The 24,733-nt window shown below is 66.7% G+C and carries 16 protein-coding genes, 1 pseudogene and 2 riboswitches; of the genes and pseudogenes, 9 read left to right on the forward strand and 8 right to left on the reverse strand.

What is annotated here, in order from left to right; all coding sequences use genetic code 11:
- Window positions 1-11: 11 nt before the first annotated feature.
- The 6 genes from AC0KUR_RS32595 to AC0KUR_RS32620 all read right to left on the reverse strand — a co-directional run bounded on the left by AC0KUR_RS32595 (window position 12) and on the right by AC0KUR_RS32620 (window position 7,245).
- Complete coding sequence (locus AC0KUR_RS32595; RefSeq protein ID WP_473376929.1) at window positions 12-833, reverse strand: alpha/beta fold hydrolase; 822 nt, start codon at window positions 831-833, stop codon at window positions 12-14.
- A gap of 316 nt (window positions 834-1,149) precedes the next feature.
- Window positions 1,150-1,896, reverse strand: a complete 747-nt coding sequence (locus AC0KUR_RS32600) for a glucose 1-dehydrogenase (protein ID WP_473376930.1) — start codon at window positions 1,894-1,896, stop codon at window positions 1,150-1,152.
- Window positions 1,897-2,055: 159 nt separating this feature from the next.
- Window positions 2,056-2,697, reverse strand: coding sequence for an HD domain-containing protein (locus AC0KUR_RS32605; RefSeq protein ID WP_034190444.1), 642 nt, complete (start codon window positions 2,695-2,697; stop codon window positions 2,056-2,058).
- A 66-nt stretch (window positions 2,698-2,763) separates the two neighbouring features.
- The gene (locus AC0KUR_RS32610; RefSeq protein ID WP_034190445.1) at window positions 2,764-4,233 is read right to left on the reverse strand and encodes a catalase; all 1,470 of its coding nucleotides are present in this window, start codon (window positions 4,231-4,233) and stop codon (window positions 2,764-2,766) included.
- 376 nt (window positions 4,234-4,609) lie between these two features.
- Window positions 4,610-5,542, reverse strand: coding sequence for a helix-turn-helix domain-containing protein (locus tag AC0KUR_RS32615; RefSeq protein WP_082744782.1), 933 nt, complete (start codon window positions 5,540-5,542; stop codon window positions 4,610-4,612).
- A gap of 236 nt (window positions 5,543-5,778) precedes the next feature.
- Complete coding sequence (locus tag AC0KUR_RS32620; protein ID WP_473376931.1) at window positions 5,779-7,245, reverse strand: efflux transporter outer membrane subunit; 1,467 nt, start codon at window positions 7,243-7,245, stop codon at window positions 5,779-5,781.
- Window positions 7,246-7,342: 97 nt separating this feature from the next.
- On the opposite strand from AC0KUR_RS32620, the gene AC0KUR_RS32625 reads away from it, so the two are divergent.
- The 4 genes and pseudogenes from AC0KUR_RS32625 to AC0KUR_RS32640 all read left to right on the forward strand — a co-directional run bounded on the left by AC0KUR_RS32625 (window position 7,343) and on the right by AC0KUR_RS32640 (window position 12,893).
- Window positions 7,343-7,960: a TetR/AcrR family transcriptional regulator gene (locus AC0KUR_RS32625; protein WP_049035844.1), complete on the forward strand. Its 618-nt coding sequence runs from the start codon at window positions 7,343-7,345 to the stop codon at window positions 7,958-7,960.
- 76 nt (window positions 7,961-8,036) lie between these two features.
- A pseudogene (locus AC0KUR_RS32630) lies at window positions 8,037-8,588 on the forward strand (efflux RND transporter periplasmic adaptor subunit); the annotation flags it as partial.
- An 82-nt stretch (window positions 8,589-8,670) separates the two neighbouring features.
- Complete coding sequence (locus AC0KUR_RS32635) at window positions 8,671-9,792, forward strand: efflux RND transporter periplasmic adaptor subunit (RefSeq protein ID WP_473376932.1); 1,122 nt, start codon at window positions 8,671-8,673, stop codon at window positions 9,790-9,792.
- The gene (locus tag AC0KUR_RS32640; protein ID WP_473376933.1) at window positions 9,789-12,893 is read left to right on the forward strand and encodes an efflux RND transporter permease subunit; all 3,105 of its coding nucleotides are present in this window, start codon (window positions 9,789-9,791) and stop codon (window positions 12,891-12,893) included. Before AC0KUR_RS32635 ends, AC0KUR_RS32640 begins: the two co-directional genes overlap by 4 nt.
- A gap of 304 nt (window positions 12,894-13,197) precedes the next feature.
- On the opposite strand, the gene AC0KUR_RS32645 is transcribed toward AC0KUR_RS32640, so the two are convergent.
- Window positions 13,198-14,532 (reverse strand): aminotransferase-like domain-containing protein, encoded by a 1,335-nt coding sequence (locus tag AC0KUR_RS32645; protein WP_034190448.1) that lies wholly within the window; start codon window positions 14,530-14,532, stop codon window positions 13,198-13,200.
- Window positions 14,533-15,009: 477 nt separating this feature from the next.
- Between AC0KUR_RS32645 and AC0KUR_RS32650 the strand changes: the two genes are divergently transcribed.
- Window positions 15,010-15,768, forward strand: a complete 759-nt coding sequence (locus AC0KUR_RS32650; RefSeq protein ID WP_473376934.1) for a sulfite exporter TauE/SafE family protein — start codon at window positions 15,010-15,012, stop codon at window positions 15,766-15,768.
- Between the two features lie 136 nt (window positions 15,769-15,904).
- Here the strand turns inward: AC0KUR_RS32650 and AC0KUR_RS32655 are convergent, their stop codons facing one another.
- Entirely contained in the window at window positions 15,905-16,927 is a 1,023-nt protein-coding gene (locus tag AC0KUR_RS32655; protein ID WP_124609961.1) for an ABC transporter substrate-binding protein, read from the reverse strand.
- Between the two features lie 140 nt (window positions 16,928-17,067).
- Window positions 17,068-17,189, reverse strand: a riboswitch (guanidine-I (ykkC/yxkD leader).
- Window positions 17,190-17,621: 432 nt separating this feature from the next.
- Window positions 17,622-17,753: riboswitch (guanidine-I (ykkC/yxkD leader) on the forward strand.
- A 57-nt stretch (window positions 17,754-17,810) separates the two neighbouring features.
- On the opposite strand from AC0KUR_RS32655, the gene AC0KUR_RS32660 reads away from it, so the two are divergent.
- The 4 genes from AC0KUR_RS32660 to atzF are packed head-to-tail and all read left to right on the forward strand — an operon-like array spanning window position 17,811 to window position 24,713.
- Window positions 17,811-18,578: an urea amidolyase associated protein UAAP1 gene (locus AC0KUR_RS32660; protein ID WP_034190451.1), complete on the forward strand. Its 768-nt coding sequence runs from the start codon at window positions 17,811-17,813 to the stop codon at window positions 18,576-18,578.
- A gap of 11 nt (window positions 18,579-18,589) precedes the next feature.
- Window positions 18,590-19,246, forward strand: coding sequence for an urea amidolyase associated protein UAAP2 (locus AC0KUR_RS32665; protein ID WP_034190452.1), 657 nt, complete (start codon window positions 18,590-18,592; stop codon window positions 19,244-19,246).
- A complete protein-coding gene (gene uca / locus AC0KUR_RS32670) occupies window positions 19,243-22,848 on the forward strand; it encodes an urea carboxylase (RefSeq protein ID WP_473376935.1) in 3,606 nt (1,201 codons plus the stop codon). The genes AC0KUR_RS32665 and uca overlap by 4 nt, the downstream gene beginning before the upstream one ends.
- Entirely contained in the window at window positions 22,845-24,713 is a 1,869-nt protein-coding gene (gene atzF, locus AC0KUR_RS32675) for an allophanate hydrolase (protein WP_473376936.1), read from the forward strand. Before uca ends, atzF begins: the two co-directional genes overlap by 4 nt.
- Window positions 24,714-24,733: the final 20 nt, after the last annotated feature.

The raw sequence follows: 24,733 nt of genomic DNA on the forward strand, positions 1-24,733 counted from the left end.
AGTCAGACGATTCAGCTTTGCAGGAAATCGAGTAGATCGAGGTTGACGGCGCTCGCGTTGATCGTCGCCATGCCGTGCGAGCCGCCGGGATAGATCTTGAGCCGTGCATTCGGGGCGATTTCAACCGACCGTCGTGCCGATGCGTCGATCGGCACGATCTGGTCGTCGTCGCCGTGCAGAATGAGGAGGGGTACGTCGATTTTTTTCAGATCTTCGGTGTAGTCGATCTCGGAGAATTCACGAATGCAATCAAATTGCCCCTTGATCGAACCCATCAGGCCTTGCACCTGGAAGGCGTCGATCGTGCCTTGTGACACGTCGGCACCCGGGCGGTTGAAGTTGTAAAGCGGTACGGCGAGCTCCTTGTAGAGCTGCGAACGATTGTTCACCACGCCGGCGCGCAGTCCATCGAATACATCGATCGGCAGACCGCCGGGGTTATCGTTGGTCTTGAGCATGATCGGCGGAACCGCGCCGATCAGCACCGCCTTTGCGACGCGTCCGGTTCCGTGGCGGCCGATGTAGCGTGCGACCTCGCCTCCACCGGTCGAATGCCCGACCAGCACCGCGCCGCGCAGATCGATATGGTTCAGGAGTGCCGCGAGATCGTCGGCATACTGATCCATGTGGTTCCCGTCCCACGTTTGACCGGAACGGCCGTGGCCGCGGCGATCGTGTGCAATGACACGATAGCCTCGGGTGCCGAGGAACAGCATTTGTGCATCCCAGGCGTCGGCACAGAGCGGCCACCCATGGGAGAAGACGACCGGCGTGCCTGTCCCCCAGTCCTTGTAGAAAATCTCGGTACCGTCCGTGGAGTTGAAATAGCTCATGGCACGTTCCTGATCAGGTTGATTTGAAGGAAGTCTCGGGCAGGGCAATACGGAGCATCGTGTCGAGTTGGCGATCGCGAACGGCGCGTCGCACCGGCGCCCGCTGGTTTCCGGCGTGGCGGTGAGCAGCGACCCGCGCATGCGGGCCGCACTCACGAAGTGCGGGCATCGTCGTTTCGTTTCAGTGACTGCAGTCGTCACGCTCCGAATCGACGTGGCAACCCGCTGAACCGCGGGAAATCCGGAGCGATCGTCATATGCATTGCGTCGACGGCGGGGCCGACGGCACGCACGCGGTATCGCGAGCGAACCTGCGTCAGCGCATGCCGCCGCTGGCGATGATGTGTTCGCCCGTCAGCCACTTTGCGTCGTCGGAAGCGAGGAAAGCCGCAATCGATGCCACGTCGTCCGGTCTGCCCACGCGCCCGAGCGGCGTCTGGCTGACCGCTGAACTCTCGAACTCCGATCCGATCACGCCGGCGCTTTGCGCGCCTTCGGTCACGATCACACCGGGGTTGATCGTATTCACGCGAATGCCGCGCGGCCCGAGTTCGCGCGCGAGCGCGCCGGTGATGGAATCCACCGCGCCTTTCGTGCCGCTGTAGACGGCGGTCGTCGCCGGTGTGAGCGTCGAGACGACCGAGCTGACATTGATGATGCTGGCGCCTTCGCCCAGGTGCTGGACGGCGGCCTGTGTCGTGAGCAGGACCCCGAGCACGTTGATGTCGAATTGCCTGCGGTATTGCGCTTCCGTGAACGCATCGATCGGCGCGAACTCGTAGACGCCCGAGTTGTTGACGAGGATGTCGAGGCGGCCAAACGTTTCGATTGCCGCATCGACGATGCCTTTCGTGTCGGCGGCCTTCGACACGTCGCCGCCCACGGCAACCGCTTTTCCCCCGGCCGTGGTGATGGCGGACACGACCTCGTCCGCGCCGGCCTTGCTGCTGGCGTAGTTCACGACGACCGACGCGCCCTCTGCCGCGAGCGCCTTGGCGATGGCGGCGCCGATACCCTTCGACGCACCGGTTACAACGGCCACTTTTCCTGCAAGCTTGCCCATGATGTTCACCTCAGTGTGAATGATTCCGTTGATGGACACCGGCCAGCCGTCTCGCACGATGCGATCGCCGGTGTTTTCTGCCTGTGCGGACCTGCATGCGGTCGCGATCGCCTGGCGCGGCGCGACTGGCCGGCCGTCGATGCGCGGGACATGGCATCGTCAACCCGGCCATGCCGAATTGCGGATGACGGAACAGAAATTCCCCCGATGGAAGTGAGGCTCCTTGTCGGCGATCACGTCGGCCTTCACGTTGCCGAACGTGGTCTCCGGTTTGTGCTTGATGCCGTTGTAGAACGCCTGAATGATCTCTTCCTTGAAGTGCGGCGGGCGCGGATGCGCATGCGTGACGGCTTCGCGTTCCTCGTGCGAGAACGCGTGGTACGAAAGGCCGAGCACATCCATCTCGACCCCGGCGGTCACCAGCGCAACGACCGGGTGCATATGGCGCGGAATGCCGGGCGTGGTATGCAGCGCAATGGCCGTCCAGACGAGATCGATGTCGGCCGCGGTGATGCCCCGGCCCGAGAGAAAGTCGCGGGCCGCATTGGCTCCGTCGACTTCGAAGCGTTCGGTGGCGCTGCTGTACGCGCCGGTGAGGCCGATGTCATGGAACATGGCGCCCGCGTACAACAGTTCCGGATCGAATTTCAGGCCGCGACGCACGCCTTCCAGGGCGCCGAACAAATAGACGCGGCTCGAATGATGAAAGAGCAGCGGGGTGGACGTGTCGCGCACGAACTCGGTAATTTCCCGTGCAAGCTGACTGTCGGGCACGGCGACATCCTGAATGACCTGCGACATGACGGTTCTCCATCGAAATGTGAGCGGATGCCGGCGTCCTGGCGAACGCCGCACGCGAACGGCCGGTTACTTCGCCGCAGCCGTCGCCCCGATTCTCGCGAGGGCCTCGCGAACGCCCGCGCCGTACTCGGGGTCCGCCTTCGCGCAATGGAGGATGTGGCGTTCCTGGATAGGCGCGTGGACGGAGGCCAACTGCCGGGCGGTGTTGTCGAACAGCACCTGTCGCTGCGCCTGACTCATCAGGCGAAACAGATTCCCGGGCTGCGCGAAGTGATCGACGTCCACACGGTGGTCCCAATGTGCGGCGTCGCCCTCGATTCGCAGCGGCGGCTCGTGAAGATCGGGCCGCACTTCCCACTCGCCGGCACTGTTCGGGTAGTAGGACGGCGTGCCGCCGAGGTTGTCGTCGGTGCGCATGGCGCCATCGCGGTGGTAGCTGTGGAAGGGGCACTTCGGCGCATTGACGGGAATGTGATTGAAGTTCACGCCCAGCCGATAACGTTGCGTGTCGCCATAAGAGAAGAGCCGCGCCTGCAGCATCTTGTCCGGCGAAAAGCCGATGCCGGGCACGACGTTCGCGGGCGAGAACGCGGCCTGCTCGACCTCGGCGAAGTAGTTGCCCGGGTTGCGGTTCAATTCGAGCACGCCGACCTCGATCAGCGGGAAATCGCTTTTCGGCCAGACCTTGGTCAGGTCGAACGGGTTGAACGGCAGCGCCCTGGCCTCGTCGTCGTTCATCACCTGAATGAAGAGGGTCCAGCGCGGGAACTCGCCGCGTTCGATGCTTTCGTAAAGGTCGCGGCCATGCGTTTCTCGGTCCTTGCCGACGAGCTGTTCGGCTTCGCCGTCGGTCAGATTCTCGATGCCTTGCTGCGTACGGAAGTGGAATTTCACCCACGTCCGCTGGTTGTCGGCATCGACGAGGCTGAACGTATGGCTGCCGAATCCATGCATGTGACGATAGCTGCGCGGGATGCCCCTGTCGCTCATGACGATCGTGACCTGATGAAGCGCCTCCGGCAGCAGCGTCCAGAAGTCCCAGTTGCTGTTTGCGCTGCGCAGTCCGGTGCGCGGGTCGCGCTTGATCGCGTGATTGAGATCGGGAAAACGCAGCGGATCACGGAAAAAGAACACGGGCGTGTTGTTGCCCACGATGTCCCAGTTTCCTTCTTCCGTATAGAACTTCACCGCGAAGCCCCGGATATCGCGTTCGGCATCGGCGGCGCCGCGCTCGCCGGCGACTGTCGAAAAGCGCATGAATACCGGCGTTGCCTTGCCGATTTCCGAAAAGAGTTTCGCCTTGGTGTAGCGCGTGATGTCGTGCGTGACCGTGAATACGCCATGCGCGCCCGATCCTTTGGCGTGCATGCGTCGTTCGGGAATGACCTCGCGGTCGAAGTGCGCGAGTTTCTCGATCAGCCAGATATCCTGCAGCAGCGCGGGACCGCGCGGGCCGGCCGTTTCGATGTTCAGATTGTCGGCGACGGGCGCACCGGTTGCGTGATCGAGACGCGTAGACGTATCGCGATTTTTCATGCGTCGACTCCAGGAGGGGTGGGCGGACCGGCGCAGCGCCATGCCGTTTCGGGGCGGGCGGCCGCGCGAGGCTTTACGGGAAAATCAACGTGCAATTTCGGCAGGTGCGCCGACATGAAACGGCCGGACCGCGATGGCCACCCGTTCGACGAGTGACGTGCCACGGAGGCATCGACGAGTCGATGTGAGAGAAGCGTACCCGCGGGGTGCCCGCGCGATCTTGTATAAAACACCGGTTCGTTGGACGATTCGCGGACGACCGTCGAATACCGGGGGCAGGGGCTGAATCCGGATCAGGAGGCGGCGGTGCGGGGTGCGTCGGCGCATGTCGAGCGGACACACATGCGCCGCCCGTGACGTTTGCACCGGTGCGGTGCTATCGGTTGCGCTGCGCCCAGTCTTTCGGCCCGCACCCCTCGAGACGCGAGAACACGCGCGAGAAATGACTCTGGTCGAAAAATCCGCAGTCCGACGCGATGCTGGCCAGGCTCGCATCGGTGTCCCGCAATAGCGATTTCGCGCGCTCGATACGGCGCTTGAGCAGCCACTGATGGGGCGTGCTGCCGGTGGTCTGCTTGAAGGCTTCGCCGAAGTAACTGGTGGAGAGATTGCACTCGCGCGCGAGATCGGCGATCGACGGATTGTCGTGCAGGTGGGACGCGAAATAATCCTCGATGCGCCGCATCTGCCAAGGAGCGAGTCCGGAGCGGCGCGGCCGGAGCGCCGGATCGGCTCGGCCATAGCGTGTGACGACGTGTTCGCAGAACGCCAGCGCGAGGTAATCGATGAACAGCGCACTCGTCAGGTTGGGCTGCTGCAGGACCGTCTGCAGCGTATGCGACAGACTGAGCAGCACCGGGTCGCTGGCGCCGAGATGCGGCTGCACGAGTCCTCCTATGCGCCGGCGCCGCTTTTGATCGGTGAATTCCTCGATCGCGCCCTGGGCCAGATAGAGCCGCATGGTATCGAACGGCATGTCGAGACGGCGCGTCGGGCTCGAGCGCAGGTCGAGCAGAAAGCAACTGCCGGGACTGCACGACGCGGATGCGTCGAGATTGCCGCTTGAATAACGGAGGCCGGGATCGGGGCCGAGTATCAGCGGCATCTGGAAGACGAAGGCTTCCTCCGGTTGCGGCGTGAGCGAGCGCCCCGGCTGGGGCCGCGGGTTGATCAACCGGGTGAACGAAATCGGTTGCCCGTGGGAGAAAACGCCGGCCCGCACGGTCGGTGCATCTCGCAGGAGAAACCGTCTGGCGAGCGTGTCGTCTGCAACCGGTTGACCGTAATCGACAGGATCCTTGTCGTTCATTCATCGCGCCCTGGAGTGCGCCCGGTCGGGCGTGGCGTGCCTTTGCCCGACGGCGGGCTCAAATGAAATCAGGCCCAATTTAGCGCAATTCGATGACGGCCGCGCGATGCGTGCAGTCACGCGCGTGACGCTGTCCGATCGCGGGTGCGACGCGCACGGCAATGGTGCGATTCGCACTCGCGCGGAACCGGACGGTGCGCGGGCGTCGTTGCGCGCGCCAACGCAGGGCGGCTTCGTCAGCGTGAACTCAACGACGTCTGACCGACGTGCGATGCCGGGTCCCAGCCGCCGCCGAGCGCCTTGAACGTCGAGATCGCGGCCCGCGCGGATTCCGTCTGTGCTTGCGCGCGCGCGTCGGCGGCCTGCAGCAGCGTCTCGTTCGCGTGCAATACGTCGATGAAGCTCGCCGCACCGCTGCGGTACGCGGTCATCGACGCATCCTTGGCGCGGGAAAACGACGACTCGGCATGCGACAGCGTGGCCGCCTGCGCCTGTCGATTCACCAATGACGAGAGCGAGTTCTCGACGTCCTCGGACGCGCGGAGGACGGCCTGCCGATAGGCCGCGAGCGCCTGCGCGTCGGCGCCTTTCGCCGCTTCGACATCGGCGCCGATGCGCGCGAAATCGAACAGGCGCCAGCGCAGCCCGACGAGGCCGGCCGCCTGGTTGGCGCCGCTCGAGAACAAGGTACCGGTGGCGGCGGCGGTCGCGCTGCCGAGGAAGGCGTTCAGCGAGACCGTCGGGTAGTACTCGCCGATCGCGGCGCCAATGCGCGCATTGGCCGCGGCGAGGTGACGTTCGGCGGCGATCAGGTCGGGACGTCTTTGCAGCAGATCGGCCGGCGTGCCCATTTCCGCGAGCGACGGCGCAACGGGGATCATGGCGGGCGGGCTCAGCTCCGCGCGGTGCGTGCCGGGAGGCGTGCCGAGCATCACGTCGAGGGCGTTCGACGCCGCGTCGAGCGCCGCGAGCAGGACGGGCACGCTGGCCTGAACCTGATCGAGCGCGCCTTGCGCCTGCTGAACCTGATAGTCGGCCGCCGCACCTTTCGAATACAGGAGTTTCACGTCCGCGAGCAGTGTCTGCTGCGTCTGCACCTGCCGGGTCGCGATGTCCAGACGGGCCTGGAGCCCCCGGATCGTGACGTAGAGGTCCGCGGTCTGGGCCGCGACGGCAAGGCGGGTGGCGACCGCCGCCGCCTGCGTCGCCGAGTAATCGGCGAGCGCGGCTTCACGCTGGCGGCGCAGACCGCCAAAGATGTCGATCTCCCAACCGGCCTCCAGGTTGGTTTCGTACTCGGTGCCCCAGCGCGCGTAACCCGGCGTGGCATTGAGCAATTGCCCCAACGGCGTGTCGACGGACTGATAGGCGCGTGCCGCCGACGCGGAAACCGAGGCCGACGGGAGGAGCGCCGCGTTGGCCGCGCCGAGGCGCGCGCGTGCCTGAGTGATTTGCGCGACGGCCTGAGCCAGGTCCAGGTTCTGCGCCAGCGCCAGCGAAACGTAACGCGTGAGCAGCGGGTCGTTGAAGCTTTCCCACCAGGCGGAGAGATCGGCAACCGGAGCCTGTGCCGTGCCGGCGGACGGCTGGGTCAGGTAGTGCTGCGCCAGCGGCGCATCCGGGCGGTGGTAGTCGGGACCCACGGCGCACGCCGAAAGGGCGGCGACGCTGGCCAGGAGAACAAGTGGACGGTGCAGGGGCATGATCATCTCGGGAGCGCAACGGCAGAGCGGATAGTGTGACCAATATACAATATGGTCACAAGTTGTCAACTCGCGAGTGAGCGGCTAAGCTTGAGACATGAACAAACCGACTCCCTCCGCCTCCCCGTCCCGCGGCCCCTCGGACCACGAAGTTCGCGCGCAGATCGTCGACGCCGCAACGGAATACTTCAGCCGCTACGGCTACGAAAAGACCACCGTTTCCGACCTCGCGAAGGAAATCGGGTTTTCAAAAGCCTATATCTACAAATTCTTCGATTCCAAGCAGGCGATCGGTCAAGTCATCTGCGCGAATCGGCTCGCCGCGATGATCACCGCGGTCAAGGAAAACATCGACGGCGCGCACAGCGCGACGGAAAAATTTCGCTGTATGTTCAAGACCTTGCTTTCATCCGGAAGCGAGCTCTTCTTCCAGGATCGCAAGCTTTACGACATCGCCGCCGTGTCGGCCGCATCGCCCTGGCCATCGGTCCAGGGTTATGAGGACCAGATCCGGCAACTCGTCGCCGAGATCCTGCGGCTCGGGCGCGAAACCGGCGAATTCGAACGCAAGACGCCGCAAGACGAGGCGGTGAACGGGATCTTTCTGGTGATGAAGCCCTATTTCAATCCGCTGCTGCTCCAGTACAACCTCGAGGGTGCGGAAGAGGCGACGACCCAACTTGCGAACCTGGTACTCAGAAGTCTCGCGCCATGAATCTTGTTGTGACTGTTGACTGAATTGGTCACTAGTATCAGAATGAGGGCTCCTGTTCTTTGCGAGAGGGGACCTCATGTTCCGGCGCCATCATTTTGTCTACACATTGGGCGTGGCTTCGCTTGCGCTCGCGGCATGCGGCGAGCATCCGGCCGCCGATCCGCGCACCGAGGCGCCACTTGTGCGTACGAGCGCCGTTCACGGCGCGGCGGGGGCGAGCCGGTCGTTTTCGGGTGTCGTGGGCGCCCGCGTTCAGAGCGATCTCGGTTTCCGGGTTCAGGGCAAGGTCATCGAGCGGCTGGTCGACGCGGGCCAGACGGTCAAGCGCGGCCAGCCGCTGATGCGCATCGATCCGATCGACCTGGGGCTGCAGGCCCGTGCGCAGCAGAAGCTCGTGGATGCCGCCCAGGCGCGCGCGACGCAGACGGCCGCCGACGAGGCGCGCTATCGGGATCTCGTCGCGGCCGGCGCGGTTTCGGCATCGACCTATGACCAGCTCAAGGCGGCGGCCGACTCCGCCAAGGCCCAGCTCGTCGCGGCGCAGGCGCAGGCGGTGCTCGCCAACAACGCGTCCGGCTACGCCGTCGTCATGGCGGACGCCGACGGCGTGGTACTCAGAAGTCTCGCGCCATGAATCTTGTTGTGACTGTTGACTGAATTGGTCACTAGTATCAGAATGAGGGCTCCTGTTCTTTGCGAGAGGGGACCTCATGTTCCGGCGCCATCATTTTGTCTACACATTGGGCGTGGCTTCGCTTGCGCTCGCGGCATGCGGCGAGCATCCGGCCGCCGATCCGCGCACCGAGGCGCCACTTGTGCGTACGAGCGCCGTTCACGGCGCGGCGGGGGCGAGCCGGTCGTTTTCGGGTGTCGTGGGCGCCCGCGTTCAGAGCGATCTCGGTTTCCGGGTTCAGGGCAAGGTCATCGAGCGGCTGGTCGACGCGGGCCAGACGGTCAAGCGCGGCCAGCCGCTGATGCGCATCGATCCGATCGACCTGGGGCTGCAGGCCCGTGCGCAGCAGAAGCTCGTGGATGCCGCCCAGGCGCGCGCGACGCAGACGGCCGCCGACGAGGCGCGCTATCGGGATCTCGTCGCGGCCGGCGCGGTTTCGGCATCGACCTATGACCAGCTCAAGGCGGCGGCCGACTCCGCCAAGGCCCAGCTCGTCGCGGCGCAGGCGCAGGCGGTGCTCGCCAACAACGCGTCCGGCTACGCCGTCGTCATGGCGGACGCCGACGGCGTGGTGGTCGAGACGCTGGCGGAGCCCGGCCAGGTCGTCGCGCCGGGACAAATCGTCGTGCGGCTCGCGCATGCCGGCCCCCGCGAGGCCGTCGTCCAGCTTCCCGAGACGCTGCGTCCCGCATCCGGCTCGATCGCCGAGGCGACGCTGTACGGCGCGGCCCAGAAGCCCGTTCCCGCCGTCCTGCGCCAGCTCTCCGACTCCGCCGATCGGCTGACACGGACCTACGAGGCGCGATACGTTCTCCAGGGCGCGCTGTCGAATGCGCCGCTCGGCGCGACCGTGACGCTCGATCTCGCAGGCGATGCCGGCCAGGCACCCGCCGGCATGGTGGTACCGGTCGGCGCGGTGTTCGATCCAGGCACGGGCACCGGGGTCTGGACGGTCGACCGGGCCCAGTCGCGCGTGACCTGGCGCAAGGTGCGCGTCACCGCATTGAGCGACGACAGTGCGACGGTGACGGGCGACCTTCGCGACGACGATCAGGTCGTCGCGCTCGGTGCCCAGTTGTTGCACGACGGAGAGCAGGTGCGTCTCGCCAGTGACAAGATGATCGCGGCATCCGTCGCCGCGCAAGGAGCGGCGCGATGAGCGGCTTCAACTTGTCGGCGCTCGCGGTGCGGGAGCGCTCGGTCACGCTGTTTCTGATCATCCTGATTTCGATCGCCGGCGTGGTGGCCTTCCTGAAACTGGGGCGGGCCGAAGATCCGCCCTTTACCGTCAAGTCGATGACGGTCATCACGGCGTGGCCCGGCGCGACCGCGCAGGAAATGCAGGACCAGGTGGCCGAGCCGCTCGAAAAGCGCATGCAGGAACTGCGCTGGTACGACCGGACCGAGACCTATACGCGTCCGGGGCTGGCCTTCACCACCGTGACCTTGCTCGACAGTACGCCGCCCGCGGACGTGCCCGAGGAGTTCTATCAGGCGCGCAAGAAGCTGCATGACGAAGCGGGCAACCTGCCGCCCGGCGTGATCGGCCCGCTCGTCAACGATGAGTACTCCGACGTGACGTTCGCGCTGTTCGCGCTGAAGGCGAAAGGCGAGCCGCAACGAGTGCTGGTGCGCGACGCCGAGGGATTGCGCCAGCGGCTTCTTCATGTGCCGGGCGTCAAGAAGGTGAACATCATCGGCGAGCAGGCGGAACGGATCTACGTCTCGTTTTCGCACGACCGGCTCGCGACGCTCGGCGTGACGCCGCAGGAGATCTTCGCCGCGTTGAACAACCAGAACGTTCTGACGCCGGCCGGTTCGATCGATACGGCGGGCGCGCAGGTCTTCATTCGCGTCGAAGGCGCGTTCGACAAGCTGCAGACCATTCGTGACACGCCGATCGTCGTTCAGGGCCGCACGCTGAAGCTTTCCGATGTGGCGACCGTCGAACGCGGTTACGAAGACCCGGCCACGTTCCAGATTCGCAACAACGGCGAACCGGCGTTGCTGCTCGGCGTCGTGATGCGGGACGGCTGGAACGGGCTCAACCTCGGCAAGGCGCTCGACGCGGAGGTCGCATCGATCAACGGCGGGATGCCGCTCGGCATGAGCCTCACGAAGGTGACCGACCAGGCCGTCAATATCCATTCGGCCGTCGACGAATTCATGGTCAAGTTCTTCGTCGCGCTGCTCGTGGTGATGGTCGTGAGCTTCGCGAGCATGGGATGGCGCGTCGGCATCGTCGTGTCGGCGGCGGTGCCGCTGACGCTCGCGGGGGTCTTCGTCGTGATGGCCGCCACGGACAAGAGCTTCGACCGCATCACGCTCGGTTCGCTGATTCTCGCGCTGGGCCTGCTCGTCGACGACGCGATCATCGCCATCGAAATGATGGTCGTGAAAATGGAGGAGGGCTACAACCGCGTCCAGGCGTCGGCTTATGCGTGGAGCCACACGGCCGCGCCGATGCTGTCGGGCACGCTGGTCACGGCGGTCGGCTTCATGCCGAACGGCTTCGCGCGCTCGACGGCGGGCGAATACACGAGCAACATGTTCTGGATCGTCGGCATCGCGTTGATCACGTCGTGGGTCGTGGCCGTCGTCTTCACGCCGTACCTCGGCGTCAAGCTGTTGCCCGACATCGCCGTGATCGAAGGCGGCCACGAGGCGATCTACAACACGCGGAACTACCAGCGCTTTCGCCGTTTCCTCGGGCGCGTGATCGGCCGCAAGTGGATGGTCGCCGGGATCGTGGTGGCATCGTTCGTGATCGCCGTGATGGGCATGGGACTGGTGAAGAAGCAGTTCTTCCCGACGTCCGATCGCCCGGAAGTGCTCGTCGAAGTGCAGATGCCCTACGGGACTTCGATCGAGCAGACCGCGTCGGCAACGGAAAAGGTCGAGGCGTGGCTCGCGAAGCAGCCGGAAGCGCAGATCGTGACCTCGTACATCGGGCAGGGCGCGCCGCGCTTCTATCTGGCGATGTCTCCGGAGCTGCCGGATTCGTCCTTCTCGAAGATCGTGATCCGCACGAACGACGAGCGTCAACGTGAAGCGCTCAAATTCCGTCTGCGCAAGGTCGTCGCCGCAGGCCTGGTGCCCGGGGCGCAGGTTCGCGTCACGCAGCTGGTGTTCGGCCCTTACTCGCCTTACCCCGTCGCGTTCAGGGTCATGGGCCCGGACGCGGGGACGTTGCGCACGATCGCCGCACAGGTCGAACGGACGATGAACGCCAGCCCGATGATGCGAACGGTGAACGCCGACTGGGGGCCGCGCGTACCCACCGTGCACTTCACGCTCGATCAGACTCGTCTCGGGTCGTTCGGGCTGACGTCCAGTTCGGTCGCGCAGCAACTGCAATTCCTGCTGACCGGGATTCCCATCACGCACGTGCGCGAGGACATTCGTTCGGTGGAACTGGTCGCGCGTTCGGCGGGAGACACCCGGCTCGACCCGCAACGGATCGAAGGATTCACGCTGGTCGGTACCGCGGGGCAGCGGGTGCCGCTCTCGCAGGTCGGCAAGGTCGACATCCGCATGGAGGATCCGATCCTGCGCCGTCGCGATCGAACGCCGACGATCACCGTGCGCGGCGATATCGCCGAAGGATTGCAACCGCCCGATGTGTCGACCGCGATGCTCGCGCAGCTGCAGCCCATCATCGCGAAGCTGCCGGGCGGCTACCGGATCGAGGAGGCCGGCTCCATCGAGGAGGCCAACAAGGCGACCAATGCACTCGCGCCGCTGTTCCCGATCATGATCGCGCTGACGCTGCTCATCATCATTTTCCAGACGCGCTCGATTGCCGCGACCATGATGGTGTTCGCGACCAGTCCGCTGGGTCTGATCGGCGTGGTGCCGACGCTTCTGCTGTTCAATCAGCCCTTCGGCATCAACGCCTTGGTCGGGCTCATTGCGCTGTCCGGCATCCTGATGCGCAACACGCTGATCCTGATCGGCCAGATCGAGGTGAACACGCACGCGGGCATGATGCCGTTCGATGCGGTGGTGGAGGCGACCCTGCAGCGCTCGCGGCCGGTGATCCTGACGGCGGTTGCCGCGATGCTGGCGTTCATTCCGCTGACCCATTCCGTGTTCTGGGGCACGCTGGCCTATACGCTGATCGGAGGAACCTTCGCCGGAACGATTCTGACGCTGGTGTTTCTGCCGGCCATGTACTCGATCTGGTTCAAGATCCGGCCCGCGGCAGGAGAAAGCCGTTCCGCGCTCGAACCCAGCGCCAGCGTGACGACGGAGGCATGAGCGCGCCGGGCGATGAAGGTATCGCCCGGCGCCTCGCGACGCGGAGTCGACCTGCGTCCGGTTGCGAGCCCGGCGGCGAACGGATTGACGCTGCGGGAAGGCGAGCCATGGCTTGCAGTCGAGATCGGGAGAGGCGATCCGGTGCGCCCCGTTTGTTCTTTGCGCGGTGACTTCGGGGCGTCGGGCCGTGGCACGGAATCGGACCGACGCCGGACGGCGACTCGATGCGGCGGCGGGAGGTGACCGGCAGGTGGGACGAGATCCGGCGTTCGCAGGCCGGCAATGCCGGCCGGGACAAGACGGACTACCGATCAGTATGGTCTTTCACCACGTTCGCGACTGTCTCGAGGGAACGCCGGAGCGTGTCGAGGTCGACCGAACCCAGTGCCAGGCGAACGGCGTGCGGAACGTGTCTCGACGCAGCAAAGGGATGTGCCGTCGACACCGAGATGCGCTCACGCAGCAACGCCTTCGCAACGGCATCCGCCCGAACCTCGTGTGGCAGCGGCAGCCAGACGAAGTACGACGAGGAGTGACGGACCGGCTTCAAATGACCGAGGACTTCGCTCACGACGGCCTGGCGCAGGGAAGCGTCACGCCGTTTCTCCGCTTCGAGCCTTGCAACGGTGCCGTCCTCGATCCAGCCGCAGGCAATCGCCGTCATGGCGGCGGGCGTGTTCCAGACGGTCGCCCGGATCGTGCGTTCCAGTTTGCCGACCCAGTCGCGCGGTGCGCTGACCATGCCGATGCGCAGCCCCGTCGCGACGCTCTTCGACAAGCTGGACACGTACACCGTCAGTTCGGGCGCAAGCATCGCAAGCGGCGGCGGCGGACGCTTCTCCAGAAAGGCATAAGCCGCATCCTCGATCAGGATCAGTCCGTGTTGCCGGGCAATGGACACCAGATGACGCCTTTGACGGGCGCTCACCACCCATCCCAGCGGGTTATGCAGGGTCGGCATCGTGTACATCGCGCGCACCCGTCTTCGCCGGCACAATTTCGCCAGGGCATCCAGATCGGGGCCGTCTGCCGCACCTGGAATCGTCACGAGTTCGAGCCGGAAAGCCTCGGCGGTCAGCTTGAAACCGGGGTACGTCAGCGCGTCCACCGCGACGACGTCGCCGGGGTCGAGCAATGCCATGGCGGTCGCCGTGAGCCCGTGCTGTGCGCCGCTCACGAGCACCGTGTTCTCGGGTGACGCCGACAAGCCGCGGCTCGTCAGATGGCGGGCCATGGTCTCCCGCTCGTGCGGCCGCCCGCCATGGGGATGGTAGCGAAGCAATGCGTCCAGGTTGCCTGATCCCGCCAGCTCTCGCAGCGCCGTTCTCAGAAGCTCGCCCTGACCCGGCATGGAAGGGTTGTTGAAGTTCAGGTCGATCGCGCCGTCGTTCCAGGCCTGGAGATCGACGCCATGACCGCGCGGAAGTACTTCCTTCACAAACGTGCCGCGGCCGGTTTCACCGCTGACCAATCCCATTGCATCGAGCTCGGCGTAGACGCGCGTGGCGGTCGCGAGCGACAGGCCCTCTCGGGCGGCGAGATCGCGGTGGGTCGGCAGTCGGGTTCCGGGACGCAGTCGACCTTCGTGGATGTCCGCCGCGAACCGGTCAACCACTTCCTTGTAGCGAAGTCGAGGCATGTCGATTCAATACAATCGTTTGAATGTACCGATTATCTTCCAAACATCGCGCGTGATACCAACGCTTCTCGCGTCTTGTCGCAGTCGCTCGCCTTTACGCATCGACATTTGTGCAGGTCACGCGCCTCCAGGATCAGAAATTACGGCGCAATTCGACAGATTTACATACGCCGAAACCAGCGATCCGGATGACGCTTGCCGGCCCGGAAAAGACCTGAAGGGAGCCGGCCCGGCAGGCTGCTGCACGTCCAAGACATCGCCGGATGTATTCATGACAATAATTTGATTGTACTGACATGGCGAACTACGATGCGTTGTCGATTCAAGCCAGACCCGCGATTTCCGGCAGATCGCCGCACTGACGGTCAGCGCGAACGTCAAACCGACCCGGCGGGCCGGACTGCATGCGCCGTCGTTTGCGGGGTCGATCTCACTGAATACGCTTCCCGTTACCGAGGTGAAGGGAAGGGAGGCAACATGGAACTGAACGTCACTGTCATCCTCATCACTTTCGCCGGTGTTTTCCTGATCTGCTTCATGAAGGGCGCCTTCGGTGGCGGTTTCGCCATCGTCGGCATCCCGCTGCTGTCGCTCGTCATGGATCCCGTCACGGCGGGCGGCTTGCTTGCGCCGCTGTTCATTGCAATGGATCTGTTCGGTCTGCGGTACTGGAAGCCGTCGACCTGGTCCAAGCCCGACCTCGTGTGGCTGGTGCCCGGACTGGTCGTCGGCATCGGGATCGGTTATGTGCTGTTTCGCGGGCTGGACCACCGGGCAATCGCCATCGTGATGGCCATCGTGACACTGACGTTCGTCGGAATGTGGTTCATGCGAGGGGGTGAAGTCGTGGTGCGTGCGCGCTCGTCGCGCAAAGCGGTCGCAGCCGGCATGACCTCGGGCATTACCACGATGGTCGCGCACTCCGGAGGGCCGCCGTTGGCGATGTACCTGCTGCCGCTCGGTCTCGGCAAGCAGATGTATGCGGGGACGACCAGCATGTTTTTCACGGTAGGCAACCTCCTCAAGGCGTTGCCCTGGCTGGCGCTGGCGAGGCCGACGGGCGCTGTCTGGGCGTTGATGGCCATCTGCCTTCCCGCCATTCCCGCGGGCGTCTGGCTGGGCTGGCGCCTGCATGACAGGCTGAACCAGCGTCAGATGTACCGAGCCTGTTATGGCCTGCTGCTGGTCACGGCCCTGAAACTGCTGTGGGATGGTGCATCCGGATTTCTGCGTTAGAGATCCTGCGCTGTTGCTCGCGACCGGCTGGTGGCAGCGTGCGCCGATTCGACAGTCGGCCCGCGGCGGCCACCGCGCGGCCGTTCGTCGGGAACGGCCGGATCGGTAACCGGGGCGGCACGCGGGCCGGCCGCCGTCAATGCGGCGCGGTGAACCGCGGATCGATGTACGCGTCGACGTCCTGCGACTGCTTGTACACGGCGTTGCGCACGTTGAACGCGTTCGCGTTGCGCGTCGAGCCGTAGAGGGAGTCGAGCCCGTCGCCCTTGCGGAACGCACGTTTCGCGGCGGCCTCGTCGAGCAGGTGCGTGCCCTTCAGCAGCGGAAGGTATTGTTCCGGCGCGAGTCCGACGCGTGCCGACATGATCTTGACCGCGTCGCCCTGCGTCTTCGGATCGTTGATGTACGCGACGCAGCGATACCAGACCTTGACCACCTTCGCCCAGTCGGCCCGGCGCGCGGCGAGGCTCGTCGGCGCGACCGTGATCGCGTCGTAGATCAGCCCCGGCGCATCGGCCGACGTGAAGATCGCCCGCGCGCCCGGCGCGCGCTTCAACGCTTCGCCCGCATTCGGTTGCCACGCGGCCACCGCGGCGATGTCGGCCGACGAGCCGAGCACCTGCGGCAGTTCGTTGGTTTTCGCATTCACGAGCGTGACGTCGCTGTTCTTGAGCCCGTGCTTCTGCAGCGCGGTTTCAAGCAGCAGGTGGTCGACGAGGCCGAGTTCCACGCCGACCTTCTTGCCCTTCAGCGCCTCGACGGTGCGCAACGGCGGCTTCGCGACGATCATGTCGTTGCCGGCCGAATAGTCGGTCAGCAGGATCATCACGTTCTTCGCGCCGGACGCGCCGGTGACGAGCGCATCGCCGTTGGTCGCCGCGACCGCGTCGAGCTTGCCCGCCGAAAACGCGTCGAGCGACGCCGAGTAATCGAACCATTCGAAATCGACGTCGACGCCGGCTTCCTTGAACCAGCCCTTGTCGAGCGCGACCTGGAACGCGACCCAGCCGGGCCAGTCGCTGTAGCCGATCTTCAGCGGGGCGGCGGCTTGCGCGGCGGGGGCCGCCCACAGCGCGGCAGCCGCGACGGCGGCCCCCACTGCGTGGCGGACAAAACGGAAGGACGACAGGCGGCGGAACGCCGGGGCGGGACGGGTCATCGTTGTTCTCCAGGAGACCGGGATCGGGATCGTCGATACGGACCGCGCGCGAACGCACGGTCCGACTGCGTGACCGGTTCCTGCGGATGCGGAACGGAAAAAGCGGCCACGGAGAGGCACGATGGCCGTTGCCATCGCCAATCTCCCGGGCTTTTGTCCCGCCGTGTAGCGCATGCGCGTCCGCTCTCGCGATCGGACGAACCCGCGCCGGGCTGCTCTCGGACCAGACGTTCGGTGAACCGGAACCCTAGCACCCCTAAGATGCGACGCCGCCGCACCTCTCGGCGTCATGCCGAGCGAGAAGCGTGCCAACGGCACGCGGCGGCGCGTTTCAGCGGCGGCGCGTGGCGCGCTGAAGTTCGATGAAGCGGGCGGCGAACAGCGCGGTCAATACGCGCCGGAGCAGGTCGAGCTTGTTCATGAGGGGCGGGACATCGAGTGACGGTGTGCCGATTCAGCAATGCCCGTGCCACCGTGTATCGCACCATGCGCGATCGCATTGCACGCACTGCGCCGGTGCGCGTTCGCGTGTGTGTGGTGCGCCGCGCGCCCGGTGCGGGGGCAAGCGGACGCGGCGGCTTCGCGCATGCCGGGTGTCGGCGCGCCGCCATGCGGCGTCGTGCGGTCGGGGCGAGGACGTTGGCACGCAATTCGCTTGATCGACGTTCGAGAGGTGCGAAGCAATTTGCATCATCTTCAGGATCGCTAGGGTTCCGGTCGTGCGGCGTACGCCGCGCGATGCCTGGTCCGAGAGCAATCCGGTCTTGCCTTTGCCTCGATGCGAGGAAACGGCGAGGCTCCACGGAGGGATAAAAGCCCGGGAGGTCGCGATGTCGTTCGGTCGCCCTCTCACGCCTTTTGTCCAACCGACCCCGGAGCCGCCATGTCGCCGAGCCCCCAAGCCACCCCCGTCTCTGTCCTCGCGCCACCGCCGCACGTCGCGTGGGAAACGCTGATTCCTGCCGGAACCCATTGGTCCGGCATCCTGCGCCGCGGTCTCGCGCTGCGCATCGTCGACGTCGACGGCGGCGCAAACCTGTCTGCCGTCTTTCATCGCCAGGAAGACCTGCTCGAACGTTACAACATGGCCGACACGCTGAAGGCGCAGCACACCGCGCATCTCACGCGCGGCCATGCGCTGTACACGGATATGGGGCGCGTGATCGCGTCGATCACCGCCGATACGCTCGGCTGGCACGACCCGCTCGGCGGCGTCGGCGATGCGCGGTTGTTTGCGCACAAGTACGGCACGACGTCGTACCAGGCCGATCGCAACGCGATGATCCGCAACGGCCGCGACAGTCTCGTGCTCGAGCTCGCGAAATACGGGCTGTCGGCGCGTGACCTGGCCGCGAACGTCAACTTCTTCAGCAAGCTGGACACGCGCGAGGACGGCGCGCTCGATTTCGTCGCGGGACATTCGCCGGCCGGCAGCGCGCTGGACCTGCGCTTCGAGATGAACACGCTCGCGGCGTTCTCGACCGCGCCGCATCCGTTCGATCCGCGCCCCGACTATGCGCCGAAGGCCGTGAAGCTGATCGCGTACCGCGCGTATCCGGCCGATGGCGCGGCGCCCGACGACGACCCGTGCCGGCGCGCGTGCGCCGAGAACACGCGCGGCTTCGCCAACACCGACCGTCTGTTCGCATAAGGAGCGAGGCCATGCCGATCATCGAAAGCCGTCTCGACCCGCGCGACGCAATCCACGACGTCACGCTGAACGCGGGCGACCCGTGGCTGTACGACCTGAAGCGCGGGCAGGTCCTGCGCATTCTCGACCTCGAGGGCAACCAGGCCGTCGATACGCTGTTCTACCGCTCCGACGATCCCGAGGAGCGCTACAGTGCGCAGGACACGATCCGTGCGCAGCGCAACCTGTACCTGAGCGCGGGCAGCGTGCTCGTCTCGAGCCGCGGCAATCCGATGGCGACGATCGTCGCCGATACGTGCGGCCGCCACGACACGCTCGGCGGCGCCTGCGCGGCCGAGAGCAACACGGTGCGCTATGCGCTCGACAAACGCTACATGCACAACTGCCGCGACAGTTTCCTCAACGCGATCGCGCACTGCACGTGCGGAACCGGCGCGCGGCTCACCAAGCGCGACCTGGTCGGCAATGTCAATTTCTTCATGAACGTACCCGTCACGCCGCGCGGCGGGCTCACGTTCGAGGACGGCATCTCCGCGCCCGGCAAATACGTCGAGATGCGCGCGGAGATGGACGTTACGGTGCTGATCTCGAACTGCCCGCAGCTCAACAATCCGTGCAACGGCTACAACCCGACGCCCGTGCGGCTGACGATCTGGGAGGCCGCATGAGATTCTCCAAAGTACTCGTCGCGAACCGCGGCGAAATCGCCTGCCGCGTGATCCGCACGCTGAAGCGCCTCGGCATCGCGTCGGTCGCGATCTATTCGGACGCCGATCGCGACGCGCGCCACGTGGCGCGCGCCGACGAGGCCGTGCGAGTCGGGCCGGCACCGGCAGCCGACAGCTATCTGAACGTCGAGGCGATCCTCGCGGCCGCGCGCGAGACCGGCGCGCAGGCGGTGCACCCCGGCTACGGCTTCCTGTCCGAGCATGCCGGTTTCGCCGACGCATGCGAAGCGGCCGGCCTGCGCTTCATCGGGCCGCGCGGCGATCACATGCGCGCGTTCGGTCTCAAGCACACCGCGCGCGAACTCGCCGCCGCACAGGGCGTCGCGCTGCTGCCGGGCACCGGGCTGCTCGACGACGTGGCGACGGCGCTCGCCGAAGCCGACACGATCGGCTACCCGGTGATGCTGAAAAGCACCGCCGGCGGCGGCGGCATCGGCATGTCGCTGTGCCGCGATGCCGCGCAGCTCGCCGCGGCGTTCGAATCCGTCGTGCGGCTCGGCACCGCGAACTTCGCGCATGCGGGCGTGTATCTCGAGAAGTTCGTCGAACACGCGCGGCACATCGAGGTGCAGATCTTCGGCGACGGCCGTGGCGGCGCGATCTCGCTCGGCGAACGCGATTGCTCGGTGCAGCGTCGCAACCAGAAAGTGATCGAGGAAACGCCCGCGCCCGACCTGACCGACGCCGAGCGCGACGCGTTGCACGCGAGCGCGGTGCGGCTGGCGCGCGCGGTGGGTTACGCGTCGGCCGGCACGGTCGAGTTCGTGTTCGACGCAAGCGCGCGGCGGTTCTATTTCCTCGAGGTGAACACGCGGCTGCAGGTCGAGCATGGCGTGACCGAAGCGGTGACGGGCGTCGATCTCGTCGAATGGATGATCCTGCAGGCCGAAGGCGACCTGCCGCCGCTCGACACGCTTGCCGTTGCGCCGCGCGGCACGAGCATTCAGGTGCGGCTCTATGCGGAGGATCCGCACAAGCAGTTCCAGCCGAGTGCCGGGCTGCTCACGCACGTCGCGTTTCCCGAAAACGTGCGGGTCGACGGCTGGATCGAGGCAGGCACGGAGATCAGCGCGTTTTACGATCCGCTGCTCGCGAAGCTGATCGTGCGCGGCGACACGCGGCGCGACGCGCTGGCCGCGCTGCGGGCCGCGCTCGAACAGACCGAGCTGTACGGGATCGAGACCAATCTCGACTACCTGCGTGCCGTGGCCGGCTCCGACACGTTTGCGCGCGGCGCGCCGACGACCGCCTTTCTGTCGCGCTTCGCGTTCGCGCCGCACACGATCGACGTGCTCGACGGCGGCGTGCAGACCACCGTGCAGCAGTCCCCGGGGCGCGTCGGCTACTGGAGTGTCGGGGTGCCGCCGTCGGGTCCGATGGACGATCGCGCGTTCGATCTCGCCAACGCGCTGATCGGCAACCCGCGCGACGCGGCCGGGCTCGAGTTCACGATGGTCGGCGCGACGCTGCGCTTCAATACCGCGACGCTGTTCGCGCTCGGCGGCGCGCCGCTCGCGGCCACGCTCGACGGCGAGCCCGTGCCGTTCTGGCAGGTCGTCCGCGCGCGGGCGGGCGCGGTGCTGAAACTCGGCGGCGTGACGGGCGCGGGCGTGCGTGCGTGTCTCGTCGTCAAGGGCGGGCTGCAGGTGCCCGACTATCTCGGCAGCAAGGCGACCTTCACGCTCGGCCAGTTCGGCGGCCATGCGGGCCGCGCGCTGCGCAAGGGCGACGTGCTGCATCTGCACGCGGACGCCGGGCGCGGCGACGCGGGCGCGGCGCTGTCGGCGGCCGACGTTCCCGCGCTGACGCATGCGTGGACGCTCGGCGTGCTCGATGGCCCGCACGGTGCACCGGATTTCTTCACGCCGGACGACATCGCGATGCTCCACGGCACGCAATGGACGGTCCACTACAACTCCAGCCGCACCGGCGTGCGGCTGATCGGGCCGAAGCCGCGGTGGGCGCGTGCGGACGGCGGCGAGGCCGGGCTGCATCCGTCGAACATCCACGACAACGCGTATGCGATCGGTGCCGTCGACTTCACCGGCGACATGCCGGTGATTCTCGGCCCGGACGGGCCGAGCCTCGGCGGTTTCGTGTGTCCGGTGACGGTCGTGCGCGACGAGTTGTGGAAGCTCGGGCAGTTGCGGCCGGGCGATACCGTGCAGTTCGTGCGTGCGGGCGCGTCGGCCGGGAAACCGGCTGCCGCGATCGTGCAGCCGACGCGCGACGTCGCCGCTGCGGCCTGCGCGGCGCCCGGCGAATGCGTGCTGCATCGCGACCCGTCGGCCGGCGGCGTCGGCGTCGTCTATCGGCGCTCGGGCGATCGCAACGTGCTGGTCGAATACGGGCCGCTCGTGCTCGACCTGAACCTGCGCTTTCGCGTGCACGCCCTCATGTGCTGGCTCGACGCGCACCGGTTGCCCGGCATGCTCGACCTGACGCCGGGCATCCGTTCGCTTCAGGTGCAGTTCGATGCAAGCGTGCTGTCGCTCGAAACACTGCTCGAGCATCTGCAGGCCGCCGAGCGCGAATTGCCCGACGTGGCCGACATGCGCGTGCCGAACCGCATCGTGCATCTGCCGCTGTCGTGGGACGACCCGTCGACGCGCGTCGCGATCGAGCGCTACATGCAGTCGGTGCGGCCCGACGCGCCGTGGTGTCCGAGCAATATCGAGTTCATCCGGCGCATCAACGGCCTTGCGAGCATCGACGACGTGAAGCGCATCGTGTTCGACGCGCGCTACCTGGTGATGGGACTCGGCGACGTCTATCTCGGCGCCCCCGTCGCGACGCCGATCGATCCGCGCCACCGGCTCGTGACGACCAAGTACAACCCCGCGCGGACCTGGACGCCGGAGAACGCGGTCGGCATCGGCGGCGCGTATCTGTGCGTGTACGGGATGGAAGGGCCCGGCGGCTATCAGTTCGTCGGCCGTACCGTGCAGATGTGGAACCGTCACCGCAGCACGCGCGAATTCGAAGCCGGCAAGCCGTGGCTGCTGCGGTTCTTCGACGAGATCCGTTTCTATGAAGTCAGCGAGGCCGAATTGAGCGAGTTGCGCGCGGATTTCATCGCGGGCCGCGCGACGCTGAAGATCGAGGATTCCGTGTTCGATCTGCGCGCCTACAACGGCTTCCTGCACGACGAGGCCGACTCGATCGCGGCGTTCAAGGCGACGCAGCAGGCCGCATTCGACGCCGAACGCGAGCGGTGGCGGGCAGCCGGCCATGCGGAATACGTCGGCGAGACGGAGCAGGACGACGCGCATGCGGCGCCGGCGGCAGCCACGCTCGACGATACGCAGCGGGCGATCGCCGCGGACGTGTCGGGCAGCGTATGGAAGGTGCTGGTGGAAGCCGGTGAGCGCGTGACCGAAGGGCAGGTCGTCGCGATCGTCGAATCGATGAAGATGGAGGTGGCGGTGACGGCAACGGAAGACGGCACGATCGAGACGATCGATTGCGCGCCCGGCGCGGCGGTGGTGGCCGGGCAGCGGCTGATGGTGATGAAGGCGGGTGCCGCCGAGGAGGTGGCATGAGCACGACGGAGCACTCGATCCTGCCGGGGCTGCAATCGATTGCCGCGCTGCGCGCGCGCTACGCGGCGGGCGACCTGACGCCGCATGCGCTCGTCGATGCGATTGCCGCGCATTTCGACGCGGGCGATCCGCACCATGCGTGGATCCGGCCGCTGACGCGCGACGAGATGTCGTCGTATGCCGACGCGCTGGCCGGTCGCGACATGGCGTCGCTGCCGCTTTACGGCGTGCCGTTCGCGATCAAGGACAACATCGACCTCGCCGGCATACCGACGACGGCAGGCTGCCCCGCGTACGCCTACACGCCGGCACGCAGCGCGCCCGTCGTCGAACGGCTGATCGCGGCCGGCGCGATTCCCGTCGGCAAGACCAATCTCGACCAGTTCGCGACCGGGCTCTCGGGGCAGCGCTCGCCTTACGGCGCGTGCCGCAATGCGCTCGATCCGCGCTACGCGTCGGGCGGCTCCAGCTCGGGATCGGCCGTGGCGGTCGCGCTCGGCGTCGCAGCGTTCTCGCTCGGCACCGACACGGCCGGCTCGGGGCGCGTGCCGGCCGCGTTCCACGGGCTGGTCGGGCTCAAGCCGACGCGCGGCGTGCTGAGCACGCTCGGCGTGGTGCCGGCCTGCCGGTCGCTCGATTGCGTATCGGTGTTCGCGCGTTCGGCGGACGATGCGCGCACGGTGTTCGCCGCCGCGCACGGCGTGACCGAAGGCGACCCGTACGGGCGCGCGTGGCAACCGCTGTTGGGCGCGGACGGCCTGCGAGCGCACGCGGCGCGGCCGCTCGGGCAAGTGCGTTTCGGCACGCCGCGGGCCGATCAGCTCGAATTCTTCGGCGACGCATCGTATCGCGCGGCCTGGGCGGCGGCGCTCGAGCGGCTTCGCGCGACCGGCGCGCAACTCGTCGAGATCGACTTCGGCCCGTTCCTGGCCGCCGCGCGGCTGCTGTACGAAGGCCCGTGGGTGGCCGAGCGGCTCGCCGCGATCGGCGCGTTCGCCGCGCGCGAACCCGACGCGCTGCATCCGGTGATCCGCGAAATCGTCGGCGGCGCGTCGCGCTTCAGCGCCGCCGATGCGTTCACCGCGTTCGACCGGCTCGCCGCGCTGCGGATCGACGCGGCCCGCGCGTGGGATGGCCTCGACGCGATCGTGATGCCGACCTCGGCGACGACGGCCACCGTCGACGCGCTCGAAGCCGATCCGATCGCGATCAATTCGCGCTTCGGTTACTACACGAACTTCGTGAACCTGATCGACCTGTCGGCGATCGCGGTGCCGGCGGGCACGTGCGAAACCGGGCCGCACGCGGGCTTGCCGTTCGGCATCACGTTCGTCGGTCGCGCGCACGACGATGCGCGGCTGCTCGATCTCGCGCACGCGTGGGGCGACGGCGCCGCGAGCGCCGGCGACCTCCGGCCATCGGCAGCCGCGGTCACGCCGCGTGCCGCATCGGCCGGCGTCGTGCGGCTGGCCGTCGTCGGCGCGCATCTTCGCGGCGAACCGTTGAACGGGCAGCTCACGGAACGCGGCGCGCGCTTCGTCGCCGCCACCACGACGGCGCCCGCCTATCGCCTCTATGCGCTCTCCGCCGAGGCGAGCGGCGGCGTGGCGAAGCCGGGCCTCGTGCGCGTGCCGGACGGCGGCGCGCCGATCGCGGTCGAGATCTGGGAGATGCCGGTCGAGGCATACGGCAGCTTCGTCGCCGGCATCGCGGCGCCGCTCGGTATCGGCACGCTTACGCTCGCCGACGATTCGCGGGTGCAGGGCTTCCTGTGCGAGAGCGTCGCGCTGGGCGACGCGCAGGACATCACGCGCTTCGGCGGCTGGCGGGCCTACCGCGCGCAGTCCGGCGGCGCATTGCACTGATTGCACGGTCGCGCGCTGCC

It is taken from the genome of Burkholderia sp. YHN3-13 (assembly GCF_055810675.1).